This window comes from Myxococcus sp. AB025B (assembly GCF_006518215.1).
GTDB lineage: Bacteria > Myxococcota > Myxococcia > Myxococcales > Myxococcaceae > Myxococcus > Myxococcus fulvus.
This window is the reverse complement of the sequence record NZ_SRLW01000297.1, coordinates 1-12116: the sequence shown is the minus strand read 5'-3', so window position 1 is coordinate 12116 and position 12116 is coordinate 1. Positions and strand designations below refer to the sequence as shown.

Sequence of the window (12116 nt, the reverse complement as noted above, 5' to 3'; positions counted from 1 at the left end):
ACCTTCGGCGGGGCCGGGGTGGGGGGCGGCGGCACCGGCGCCGTCGTCCCTCCGGGCGGAGACTGCTTGAGCACGTAGGTGATGCCGGACACGCGGCAGGTGCCCTCGATGCAGCCGAAGCCGGGGAAGGGCGCGTCGCCGAACTGCTCCACCCAGCCGGCTCCCAGCACCAGCGGCTCGAAGAGCGCCCGGCGGTCCTTGCCCGTGCCCAGGAACGCCTCCAGCCGCCCCTCCGCGTCCACCGCCAGCTCCACGTTCACCGGGCCCGCCTTGGGGGACTCGATGCCGAGCATCGCGCCCCGGCGCTCGCCGAGCGCCCACTCCAGCCGCAAGGGCTCGCCCACGCCGTTGTGCACCAGCGCCACGTAGCGGCCCGTGCTGCCCAAGAGCAGCATGGACGCGGTGGGCGGCGGGGAGGGCTGGTAGAGGCTGAACATGTCGCGCAGGCGGCGCTCGAAGGTGAGCGGCGGCGCCTGCGTGAGCAGCTGCGCCGTGAGGCTGAGGCTGTCGCCGTCCCGGCGCGTGACGTCCACGCGCACCCGGCCCACGCCCTGCGCGTCGTCCTGCCAGGGGAAGACGAGCGTCTTGTCCTCGAGCGTGACGGGGCGTCCGGCCACCACCAGGCTCTGCTCCGCCAGGCCCTCGCCCAGGGTGAGCCTGCGCCGCTCGGGGTTGGACTCCTCGCGCCCGGGCACCGGCTGGATGCGCGGCTCGCCCAGGTAGGCCATGAGGGTGGCGCCCGGCGCGGACGCCGCGCGGCGCTCGCCGCTCAGATAGAAGGCCGTGCCCAGGACGAAGCTCGCCGCCAGCACCATCACCACCGCGGCGGCCTGCATGGTGGTGCGCACCACCTTGCGCACGCCCGCCTTGAAGCGCTGCACCCGCGTCTGCTTCACCGGCAGCATCGACGGCAGGCTGCCGGGGACGAGCAGCTCCAGGTCCGCGATGAGCGCCGCCACCGACGGGTAGCGGTCCTCCGGGTCCGGCTTGAGGCACTTGGTGACGATGCCGTCCAGGCGCGCGTCCAGCCCGGGCTTGCGCTGCGAGGGCGGGTCGAACGTGCCCAGCGGCACCTCGCCGGTCAGCCACTCGTAGAGGATGACGCCCAGCGAGAAGATGTCCGCGCGCGCGTCCGCGTTCTTCGCGTCCACGCGCTGCTCGGGCGCCATGTACGACAGCGTGCCCATGGACACGTGCGTGGACGTCAGCGCGTAGCGCGACGAGGGGCTGGCGTCATCCAGGAACGAGGCGAGCCCGAAGTCCGACACCTTGGCGATGCCGCCGGCCTGCTGGTCCAGCAGGATGTTCTCCGGCTTCAGGTCGCGGTGGATGACGCCGCGGCCGTGCGCGTACTCGATGGCCCGGCAGATTTCGAGCATGCGCCTGAGCGCGCCCATCATGTCGAACTGGGACTGGCGGATCAGCTCGCGCAAGGACGGGCCGTCCACGAACTCCATCACCAGGTAGTAGGTGGAGTCCGTCTTCCCCTTGTCGACGATGGAGACGACGTGGGGGTGGCTCAGCGCGGCGAGCGCCGCGGCCTCCTTCTGGAAGCGCGCGATGAAGGACGGGTCCTTCGCCAGCTCCTGGTTGAGCAGCTTCACCGCCACCGTGCGCCCGAGCGACAGCTGGGTGGCCTTGTGGACCTCGCCCATGCCTCCGGTGCCCACGAGTTTTTCCAGGCGGTAGCCGCTGATGAGGTCCGGGGAACGAGGCCGGCTGATCGCCGTCGGGTCGATGGAGGACATGGCGGTAGACAGGGGGCCGCCAGGGTAGCAGAAACCCTCGACGCACGGGGCCAGGGCTCGAAGGGGTGGGGTCGCACGGCCCCTCTCCCGCCCGGAGACCGGGGAGGCTTGTGGCTAGTGGCCGGACGCCGGCGTGCGGCCCACCGCGGCCCTCAGGCTGTTGCGCACCTGGTCCAGCGAGGAGCGCATCTGCCCGTGGCGCACCGCCGCCGCCACCGCCCGCGACAGCGACTTGAGCAGCGACACGTCCTCGGGCTTCCAGGCCCGGGGCTGCCGGCAGTCCTCGAACACCGCCACGCCCCACCACTGCTGGCGCGAGGGGTTGATGGGGCACAGCAGGATGGAGTGCGTCCCCTGCCGCTCGAGCAAATCCCTCATCATCGGCGGCGCGTCACGGGTGGGGCACGCGACCACCATCCCCGCCTCCAGCATGTCCACCCAGCCCGGCGCGAAGTCCCGGAACGAGAACGCGCGCAGCACGGGGTTGGCCAGGGGCGACGCGGTGGGCGGCTCCGCCCAGGCGTAGCGCAGGTCCGTCACGAACCGGCCGTACGTCTGCGACACCCGGTTCTCGAAGATGTAGGCCCGGTCCACGCCCATCGCGTGCCCCACCAGCCCCAGCGACTCCACCGCGGTGGCGGGGCAGAGGCCCTTCTCCAGCAACAGCTTCGAGGCTTCCGACACCTTCGAGAAGGCTTCCACCATGGGGGTGACTCCAGAAAAGACGGATTTGCAATGGGGTTCCGCAGGAATCCGGAACCAACTGTCATCCTCTGAAGTCGCATTAAGCGCGATTACTGTGTTTCTGTCAAATCCCAGCTTTGCTGAAAATCAAGAGCTCGTCACGGAGACAATGACCCGGGCGGGGTATAGATGACACAGGTGACTTTCCGAGGGAGGCGACCTGGCCGTGAAGTGTCCGGGTGATGACAGACCCCGAAATGCCACGAGGGCGCCCCCCCTTGGAAAGGGCGCCCTCGCGGGGATTCCTCGAAGTGAGGAAATCGAGACTACTTGGTCTCGGCGGCCGTCTCGGCCTTGGGGGCGGCCTTCTTGGCCTTCTTGCCCTTGGCGGGCTTGGTCTCGGCGGCGGGCTTGGCCTCGGCCGTCTCGGGCTTGGCCTCCTCGGCCTTCATCTCGGCGGCGGGAGCGGGCTGCGCCTCGGCGGCGGCGGGCTTGGCCTCCGCGGCGGCCGGAGCGGGGGTGTTGGCAAACGCGGTGGCGGCGGCGAGCAGGGCGGCGGCGAACACGGTCTTCATGGAATGCTCCGTTGAGGCAGGACGACGCAGGATTGCGCCGTATCAGCGGGCAGGCGCTTGAGCAGCGGGCGTGCCAGCGAGGCCTTCCGAGGCAAGCGCGCGTGCTGTCGTGCGCGTGCTGGGGAGGAAATCCTCAGTTGAAGCTCCAACATTGGGGGCTTGCTCCCCAGACGGGCGCATGTCGCTTTGACGACACCGGGCCACTTGAGCAAGCTGCGCACGCGTCCTTTGCTGCAACAGGACACGAGCCCGTCGCACCTCGTCGCGAATCTCTCGCGACCGCGGCGCGGGAGAGACGGTGTATGCGGTCCCTGTGGTTCGCGATGGCGACGGCGGTGGCATGGCTGGCGACAGGGTGCGCGCGAATCCCGCCTGAGCGCCTGGAGGCGCAGGTGCTGGAGACGCTGCACTGGCAGCGCCAGTACGAGGCGGAGCGCGAACGCATGGAGTCGGTGGCGGTGAAGCTGGCGGCGCTGGAGTCGGCCATCGAGCGGCTCAAGCAGGAGCGCGCGGAGGCGGAGCAGGGCCGCGCGGCGCTGATGGAGGAGCTGGCGCGCACGGAGGCGGACCGGCACGCGCTGGAGGAGCACAACACGCAGCTGCTCGCGCGGGAGCGGGAGCTCAACGAGCTGCGGGAGATGCACGAGCAGCTGTCGGACGTCTTCTATGAGTCGGCGCTGGAGCGGGCGCGGCGGCGACTGCCGTCGGCGCGGCAGCCGGATGCTCCGGCGGCAGGCGACGGGACGGCGGCGCCCTGAAGGAAGGACGCGGGTCCTCGGCCCGTGCTCCGTGGTACAGGACGACCCTGGTGAGCACCCGCAAGTCCATCCGCGGCTATCGCGCCGGCTTCTTCTTCGTGGTGGCCCTGCTGTCGGCCGTCACCGCCTTCATGTTGTGGACGGAGGTGCGCACGGGCGCGCAGGTGGACGCGCTGGTGAAGCAGGCGCTGGAGCGCGCCGGCCTCATCGGGCGCATCCGCGTGGACGCGCTGTCGCTGGAGTCCGCGATTGAGGCGCACATCCGCGCGACGGACGACCGGGAGCGCGGCGCGGCCGACGCGGTGATGGAGGAGATCCTCACCGACATCCGCTTCGCCTCGGAGGCGTACACGCGCAACCTGCCCTCGGGCGACAAGGCGATGTGGGAGCGGTTCAACGCCGCATGCCAGGGATTGGCGGACCAGGTGCGCGCGGCGGCGGTGTTCTCGCAGCGGCGCGAGGCGGACCGGGCGCGGCGTCACCTGGCTGAGCGCATCCGACCGGTGGCCGCGCAGCTGGACGCGCTGGGCGAGTCGCTGTCCGAGGAGAACGCGAACGAGGCGCGCCGGCTGGTGGGGCGGCTGGCCGACCTGCGCGTGCGCAACACGGCGCTGGGCGCGGGCACCACGCTCCTGGCCATGCTGCTGTCGGTGCTGGTGGGGTGGCACATCACGCGGCTGCTCCAGCGCCAGGACGCGACGATTCAGGGACAGCTGGAGGAGCTGGGGCGGCACAACCAGGAGCTGGACGCCTTCACGCGCCGCGTGGCGCACGACCTCATCAGCCCGCTGGCGCCGCTCAAGGGCTACCTGACGCTCATCCGTCGCACGGGCGCGGTGAAGGACGCGGGCGCGCTGGAGATGCTGGCGCAGTGCGAGTCCAGCGCGGTGCGCATGGGGGAGCTCATCGAGGCGCTCCTGCGCTTCTGCCGCGCGGGCACGCGGGGTGAGCGCACGGTGGGCGAGCTGGACACGGCGGTGACGACGGTGTTGCTGGAGGTGTCGCAGGTGGCGGCGCTGCAGAACGTGGCGTTGGACCGGGCGCTGGAGGCGGGCGTGGCGGTGGACTGCCCGGGGCAGCTGTTGCAGGTCGCCGCGCGCAACCTGCTGACGAACGCGGTGAAGTACTCGGCGGGGCGGCCCGACGCGAAGGTGACGGTGAGCGTGGCGACGGACGGGACGGACGCGGTGCTCGAGGTGGCGGACAACGGCATCGGGATGGGGCCCGCGGTGTTGACGTCGTTGTTCCAGCCGTTCTTCCGCGCGCCGGAGGTGCGCTCGCTGCCGGGGCATGGGTTGGGGTTGGTCACCACGAAGCGGGTGGTGGAGGCGCACGGGGGGACGCTGGCGGTGCGCTCGGAGGAGGGGAAGGGGACGCGCGTGGTGGTGCGCTTCCCGAAGGTCGCGCGGCAGACGGTGGGAAGCGCCGTCCAGTCCGTGGAGTCGTCCACGGCTTCCGCAATCCGCAAGGTGGCTTCGTGAGCTCAGCGCGCATCCTCGTCGTGGACGATGACCCTCAGGCGAGGGATTTGCTCCAGCGGTTGCTGGGGCCGCTCGGCTCGGTGGCGCAGGCGGCGCACCCCAAGGCCGCGCAGGAGAAGCTGGCGGAGGGCGCGTTCGACCTGGTGCTCACCGACATGGCCATGCCCGAGCCGGGGGATGGGCTGAAGGTGCTGCAGGAGGTGAAGGCGCACCTGCCGGACACGCCGGTCATCGTGGTGACGGCGTTCGGCAACATCGAGGGCGCGCTGGACAGCATCCAGCTGGGCGCGTTCGACTATCTGGCCAAGCCCTTCGACGTGGATGCGATCCTGCGCATCGCGCGCCGGGCGCTCGAGCAGAAGCGACTGGTGGAGGAGAACCGCTCCTTGCGCCAGCAGGTGGACCGCACGGCGCTGGTGGGGCGCAGCCCCGCGCTGCTGGAAGTCTACAAGCAGGTGGCCCGCGCGGCCGCGAGCAACGTGCCGGTACTGATTACGGGCGAGACGGGGACGGGCAAGGAGATGGTGGCGCGGGCGCTGCACAAGCGCTCGCCGCGCGCGTCGGGGCCGTTCATCCCGGTGGACTGCGGCGCCATCACCGAGTCGCTGATGGAGAGCGAGCTGTTCGGCCATGCGAAGGGCAGCTTCACGGGCGCCTCGGGCGCGCGTCGGGGGGTCTTCGAGGAGGCGAACGGCGGGACGCTCTTCCTCGATGAGATTGGCGATGTCGGGATGAAGGTGCAGTCGCAGCTCCTGCGGGTGTTGCAGGAGGGAGAGATCCGCCGGGTGGGCGAGAGCGTGCCGGTGAAGGTGGACGCTCGCGTGGTGGCGGCGACGAACAAGGACTTGAAGGAGCGGGTGGCGGAGGGCGTGTTCCGCGAGGACCTGCTGTACCGGCTGGACGTGGTGCACCTGCACCTGCCGCCCCTGCGTGAGCGGCGCGAGGACATCCCGGCGCTGGTGCAGCACTTCGCGTCGCGGCATGCGCGGGGTGGGGTGAGCCCGGTGGTGACGTCGGAGGCGATGGGGCGGCTGACGGCGTACGACTGGCCGGGCAACGTGCGGCAGCTGGAGAACGTGGTGGCGCGGGCGCTGGCGCTCAACGTGACGGGCGTGCTGGGGCCGCAGGACTTCCCGGAGCCGATTGGAGATGCGCCCAAGCGGCTGACGGGGCTCGCGGGGGACATGCCGAGCCTCGCGGAGCTGTCGCGCCGGTATGCGGCGCATGTGCTCCAGTCGGTGGGTGGCAACAAGAGCGAGGCGGCGCGCCTGCTCGATGTGGACCGCAAGACGCTCTACAAGCTGCTGGATGGCGCGGGCACGGAGACGCCGGAGGCGTAGGCGCCGTGGCTTTCCGCTGCGCCTGCCAAGGGCCGCTCCGGGTGCATGCGAGCTGTCCGGTGATGGAGCGTGTCGCTGCGATGCGCCTTGTCTGGAGCCGTGGAGCCCTCGCAGACTCCGGACCGTGAACGCGCGCTCCCTGTCGACGTTGGCCCTCCTCATCACCTCCACGCAGACCGCCTGTGTCTCGCAGCAGAAGGGGCGCGAGGAGCTGCCCGTGGAGGAGCCTGGAGCTCCGGCGCGGCTGTGGCGGCGCAGCGCGAGCGAGCGCGACTTCGAGCGCTTCACCCGCGAGGGTACGGCGGTGACGGCGGACGGCGCGCTCGTGCTGGAGGCCTCGGCGCGGACCGACAGCGTGCCCGTGCCCGCGGGCCGCTTGGAGGATGGGAGCACGCGCTACCACGAGGCGACCTACCGGCTGGGGAGCGCCGTCTCCGAGGTGCAGCTCGTGCCAGGGGGCTTCAACAGCGTCATCCCGTCCTTCGATGCGCTGACGCCGCCGGGCACGTGGGTGAAGGTGACGCTGGCCGCGCGCATCGAGGGCGTCTGGACGAAGGACTACCACCTGGGGGTGTGGGCCTTCGACAAGGAGCCCGTGGCCCGGCACAGCGTGGAGGGACAGGGCGACGCGGACGGTCAGGTGTTCACGGACACGCTCAACCTCAAGCGTCGCGCGGACGCGCTGCGGATGACGGTGTGGCTGTTCTCGTCGAATCCGGAGGCCACGCCGCGTGTGCGCGCGTTGTCGGCGGCGGTGAGCGACAAGCAGGGTGTCGCGTGGGATGGCGGGGGAGACCGGAGCGTCTGGGGGACGGTGCTGGAGGTGCCCGGCCACTCGCAGATGCTGTACCCGGACGGTGGGCCGGTGTGGTGCTCGCCGACGTCCACCACGATGCTGCTCGCGTATTGGGGGCGCAGGCTGGGTCGGCCGGAGCTGGTGACCACGGTGCCTTCGTCGGCGGACCGGACGTACGACTGGGTCTACAAGGGCACGGGGAACTGGGTCTTCAACACGGCCTATGCCTCGGCGATGGGCGACGGCGCGCTGCATGGCGCGGTGCTGCGGCTGGATGGCTTCGCGCAGGTGGAGCGGCTCATCGCCGCGGGCATCCCGGTCAGCATCAGCATCGCCTACGAGGAGGGAGCGCTCACCGGCTCACCCGTGCGCAGCTCCGATGGGCACCTCATCGTGCTCAAGGGCTTCACGCCCGAGGGCGATGTCGTGTGCAACGACCCCGCCTTCAAGACGGACGAGACGGTGTCGGTGACGTACAAGCGCGAGGAGCTGTGGCGCGCGTGGCAGCACTCGCGGGGCGCGACGTATGTGCTGTGGCCCTCGGGCACCGCGCTTCCTGTCGAGCTGATTGGGGTGCTGCGCTGACCTGCGCGTGGGGCTGTTTCACCGTGAGACAATGTCTCGGGTCTCACGGTGGCTACGGGTTTCCACTCGTGCGGGTGGGGTTGCGGGAGGCTCCATTCCGTTACATGTGACATCCACCGTCGTGGCGGCACGGATTACGCACCCGGGCGGAGTCGTGCGCAGGGGGCCCCACCTCGGACGACGTTGAGCAAGCGGGCGAGCCCTCGTACCGTGTCGTCCACATGCGACGTTGGCTTCAGCTCGCCCTTCTCCTGCCTGGAATCGCCTGCACGCCTTCGTCCAAGACGGAGGAGCCCGGTCCGGCGGGCACCGTCACACCTCCTGGCTCGATGGCAGCCGCCGCGCGTGATGAAGCAGGGTCGCCTGCCGCCGCGAAGGGGCTCGGAGCTGTTCCTGGTGGCGCGGACAGCGTCGGAGCAGCGCCGGCGGCCACTGAGGCGGGACCCTCGAACGGACTCGAAGGCGGCGGACCGACGCAGCCTGGGGTAGCACCGCTCGCGAATCCTCCCTCGGCGCAGGGACTCGCGAACGGTGCGGCCACGCCGAGCGAAACAGTGTCTTCGCCAGTCAGTGTGAACGGTGCCCCATCAGGGCTCGGGGCGGCGCCCACCGCGAATCCCTCCGCACTCGGCGACACGGCTCGCGCCGATACGCCAGTCCCTTCCGCGCAACCCTCCTCGGTGGTTCCCCCGGTCGACGGAGGTACACCCGTCACCGCCGCGACACCCGGTGAGCTGCTCGCGGCCTGGAACCGCACGGCGCCGGTGCTCGACACGGATGGCGGTCCCTCGCGTCCCGTCGTCGCCACGCAGCCCCCACACTCCGACGCCCCCTCCGCAGGCCACGAGCCCTCGCTCTCCATCGACCCCGAGCTCAGCGCCACCCCGAAGCCCGAGCGTCAGGAGCTCCTCCCCGAAGAAGACACGGACGCGCCGCCCCCCGCCGAGCAGCTCGTTGTCATCCCCGACCGGAAGAACCCCAGCGAAGAGCTCGTGCTCGGTCCCGACGGTGAGCCCCTCGAGGACACCAGCCTCGTGCTCGACGACCCCTCCCTCGGGCTCGACGGCGAGGACTCCGACCCCACCGCCTCCACCAGCCCCGACGCGGGCTCCGAGCCCGTCGCCATTCCCTACCAGCCCGACGCCGGCTCGCTGCGCGTCCTCCGCTCCATCGCCGTGCGCTCCGAGCCGCGTCAGAGCTCCCCACCCCTGGGCACCGTGGCCCAGGACATGCGCGTCCTGTGGAAGAGCGAGACGGCCATACGCAGCTCCGAGTGCGAGGCCTGGGTCGAAATCCAGCCGCGCGGCTGGGTCTGCGAGCGCTACCTGGAGCAGAACTTCCGCGAGCCCCGCGTGCGCGACCTCCCCCGCCTCCGCGAGGGCGAGCTCACCCCCGGCACCTACGCGCGCGTCGTCGGCAAGCGCGTGCGCGCCTACCCCAGCCTCGCCCTGGCCCGCGCGCGCAGGAAGGGCGTGCTCCTCAAGGGCTCGGTGACGGTGCAGCTGCGCGGACAGGTGCGCGTGGGACGCCGCACCTTCTGGCGCACCACGGATGGCCAGTACCTGGAAGCCCGGGTGCTGCGCGAGTACCGGCCCTCGGCCTTCGTCGGCGTGGACGCGGACCAGATGTCCGAGCTCTCCTCGCCCTTCGCCTGGGCCCAGTCACGACTCAAGCCCACCGCGCCCGTCGTCGTCCGCGTCGCCCCCGACGAGAAGGCCGCGCGCGAGACGGTGCTCCCTCCACGGACGCTCGTCGCCGTGCGCGAGCTGTCCCCCGATGGCCGCTGGGTGCTCATCTCCGAGGACCACTGGGTGTCACGGGATGATTTGCACGTGGCCTGGTTCACCCACGCGCCCCCGGGCGTCGAGCCTGGTGAGCGCTGGCTGGACGTGGACCTGGAGGCGCAGGTGCTCGTGGCCTACGAGGGCGAGCGCCCCGTGTACGCCACGCTCGTCTCCTCCGGGAAGCCCGGCACGGACACGCCCGAGGGCCTCTACCGCGTCTGGATAAAGTTCGCCGAGGCCGACATGACCGGCTCCGGCACCGCGGGCAATGACACCTACCGCGTGGCCACCGTGCCGTGGACCATGTTCTTCGAGCGCGACTACGCCCTGCACACCGCCTACTGGCACGACCGCTTCGGCGAGCCCACGAGCCACGGCTGTATCAACCTCTCGCCGCGCGACGCCCGGCTCCTCTACACGTGGGCCGCGCCGGAGGTCCCCACCGGCTGGTCCATGGTGCACGCCACACCGGAGTCTCCCGGCTCGTGGGTGCGCATCCGGGGACAGGCGAGCCTGCCCCCGAAGCCCCAGAAGGAGCGCAAGGCGCGCGTCGTCGCCAGCACGCGCGGCCTGCGCTGAATCACAGTCGCTTCAGCCCACCACCGACACGGTGACGCGTCGGCGGTGGGGCGACGTGCGGTGCTCCCAGACGTAGACGCCCTGCCACGTCCCCAGGTCCGGCGCGCCGTTCTTCACGGGGATGCTCAGCGAGCTCTGCGTGAGCACCGTGCGCACGTGCGCCGGCATGTCATCGGGCCCCTCCGCGTCGTGGACGAACAGCGGGTCCCCGTCCTTCACCAGCCGCGCGAAGAAGGCCTCCAAATCCCGACGCACATCCGGGTCCGCGTTCTCGCTCAACACCAGGGACGCGCTGGTGTGGTGGAGGAACACGGTGCACAGCCCCTGCTCCAGGCCGCTGTGCTCCACCACCGTGCGCACGTCCGCGGTGATGTCCGTGAAGCCGCGTCCCTGCGTGGACACCGTGAGCTGCTTCGCGTGGTACATGACCTCGTCAGCCTCCCAGCCGGGCCTTCAGGAACGCGGCCACCCGCTTCAACTCCTCTTCATCGATCATGTGCGACCCATCGAAGGGGAAGAAGTCCACGGACAGCCCCGCCTGCACCAACGTGTCGCGCAGGCGCTCGCCGGTCGAGAAGGGCAGCAGGTCGTCATGGCGACCGTGGCCCTGGAACACCGGCAGCCCCTGACGGGCCTTGGCCTTCTGCGTCCACTCGGCTTCCGCGAGCAGCGTGCCCGACAGGATGCACAACCCCGCGGGGCACTCCTCCAGCCGCAACGCCACGTCCGTCGTCACCATGCCGCCCTGGCTGAAGCCGCCCAGGACGATGCGGCTGTAGGGCAGCTTCGTCGCGGCCGACAACGCGGCCACCATGGACATGACGGCCCGTCGCGCGGCGGGCAGGCCCTCCGGGACGCTCTTCCCGTACGTCTCCCAGTCCCGCTCCTGTCCGAGCATGATGGACTCGGGCAGGTGGAACCAGGCGCGCCCGGTGGGATTGCCCCACCGCTCCATCGTCAGCGGCGCGCCAGGGAACACGAAGCGCACGCGCTCCACCAGCGAGGGCTCGACCGACACCAGGAACGGGGCCAGTGAAACCAGGTCCGTGGCCGCGGCGCCGAGTCCGTGGCAGAGCACCACGGCCAGCTCCGGCGTGGCGCCCTCGGACAGCCCGTCCACCACGTTGCAGTCCAGCTCGCCCAGGCGTGTCGCCACGCGGCGCAGCTTGGGCTGGCTCATCACTTCGCCCCGGCCGTGGCCGGCGCGTCCGCCAGGGTGATCTTCTGGATGACCACCGGCTCCACCGGCCTGTCTCCCGGGGCCGTCTTCACCTTGGAAATCTTCTCCACCACGTCGTAGCCCTTCGTCACCTCGCCGAAGATGGTGTGGCGGTTGTTGAGGAAGTCCGTCACCGCCGTGGTGATGAAGAACTGGCTGCCGTTGGTGCCCGGGCCCGCGTTGGCCATGGCCAGCAGGCCCGTCTTGTTGAACGTGCGGCCGCTCTGGAACTCGTCGGCGAAGCGGTAGCCCGGGTCACCGCGGCCGGTGCCCGTGGGGTCTCCACCCTGAATCATGAAGTTCGGAATCACGCGGTGGAAGATGACGCCGTTGTACAGCGGCCGGCCCGTCACCTTCTCGCCCGTGTTCGGGTCCGTCCACGTCTTCTCGCCCGTGGCCAGGCCCACGAAGTTGGCCACCGTCAGCGGCGCGTCCTTGGAGAACAGGCGCAGCTCGATGGTGCCCTGGTTCGTCTCCATCGTCGCCAGCAGGTCCTGCCCGGCCTGGACCTTCTTGGTCCACTCCCCGGTGGCCTCGGGGGCGGCGGGGGGCGGCGTGGCCGCGACG

The 12116-nt window shown here is 70.9% G+C and carries 11 protein-coding genes; 5 read left to right on the top strand and 6 right to left on the bottom strand.

From position 1 onward, the window contains the following. The 3 genes from FL311_RS34620 to FL311_RS34610 all read right to left on the bottom strand — a co-directional run. Positions 1 to 1748: serine/threonine-protein kinase (locus FL311_RS34620; protein ID WP_141331962.1), on the bottom strand; the 1748-nt coding region annotated here is incomplete at its 3' end. Between the two features lie 114 nt (positions 1749 to 1862). Beyond that, positions 1863 to 2453 (bottom strand): GAF domain-containing protein, encoded by a 591-nt coding sequence (locus FL311_RS34615; protein ID WP_141331961.1) that lies wholly within the window; start codon positions 2451 to 2453, stop codon positions 1863 to 1865. Positions 2454 to 2758: 305 nt separating this feature from the next. Continuing rightward, on the bottom strand, positions 2759 to 3007 hold the full coding sequence (locus FL311_RS34610) for a hypothetical protein (RefSeq protein ID WP_141331960.1): 249 nt from the start codon (positions 3005 to 3007) through the stop codon (positions 2759 to 2761). A gap of 302 nt (positions 3008 to 3309) precedes the next feature. Here FL311_RS34610 and FL311_RS34605 point away from each other — a divergent pair, with 302 nt between their 5' ends. The 5 genes from FL311_RS34605 (at position 3310) to FL311_RS34585 (ending at position 10330) form a co-directional block, all read left to right on the top strand. Then, positions 3310 to 3765, top strand: a complete 456-nt coding sequence (locus FL311_RS34605) for a hypothetical protein (RefSeq protein WP_141331959.1) — start codon at positions 3310 to 3312, stop codon at positions 3763 to 3765. Positions 3766 to 3812: 47 nt separating this feature from the next. Next, entirely contained in the window at positions 3813 to 5246 is a 1434-nt protein-coding gene (locus tag FL311_RS34600) for an ATP-binding protein (RefSeq protein ID WP_141331958.1), read from the top strand. Next, the gene (locus tag FL311_RS34595; RefSeq protein ID WP_141331957.1) at positions 5243 to 6586 is read left to right on the top strand and encodes a sigma-54 dependent transcriptional regulator; all 1344 of its coding nucleotides are present in this window, start codon (positions 5243 to 5245) and stop codon (positions 6584 to 6586) included. Before FL311_RS34600 ends, FL311_RS34595 begins: the two co-directional genes overlap by 4 nt. Before the next feature lie 124 nt (positions 6587 to 6710). Further along, positions 6711 to 7967: a C39 family peptidase gene (locus FL311_RS34590; protein WP_141331956.1), complete on the top strand. Its 1257-nt coding sequence runs from the start codon at positions 6711 to 6713 to the stop codon at positions 7965 to 7967. A gap of 680 nt (positions 7968 to 8647) precedes the next feature. Then, positions 8648 to 10330: a L,D-transpeptidase family protein gene (locus FL311_RS34585; protein ID WP_228557286.1), complete on the top strand. Its 1683-nt coding sequence runs from the start codon at positions 8648 to 8650 to the stop codon at positions 10328 to 10330. Positions 10331 to 10342: 12 nt separating this feature from the next. Here FL311_RS34585 and FL311_RS34580 read toward each other — a convergent pair whose 3' ends face one another. The 3 genes from FL311_RS34580 to FL311_RS34570 form a co-directional block, all read right to left on the bottom strand. Further along, positions 10343 to 10756 (bottom strand): secondary thiamine-phosphate synthase enzyme YjbQ, encoded by a 414-nt coding sequence (locus FL311_RS34580; RefSeq protein WP_141331955.1) that lies wholly within the window; start codon positions 10754 to 10756, stop codon positions 10343 to 10345. Between the two features lie 7 nt (positions 10757 to 10763). Next, entirely contained in the window at positions 10764 to 11510 is a 747-nt protein-coding gene (locus FL311_RS34575; RefSeq protein ID WP_141331954.1) for an alpha/beta hydrolase, read from the bottom strand. Beyond that, the coding region (locus FL311_RS34570) for a peptidylprolyl isomerase (protein ID WP_141331953.1) at positions 11510 to 12116 on the bottom strand (607 nt) is incomplete at its 5' end. The genes FL311_RS34570 and FL311_RS34575, both read right to left, overlap by 1 nt.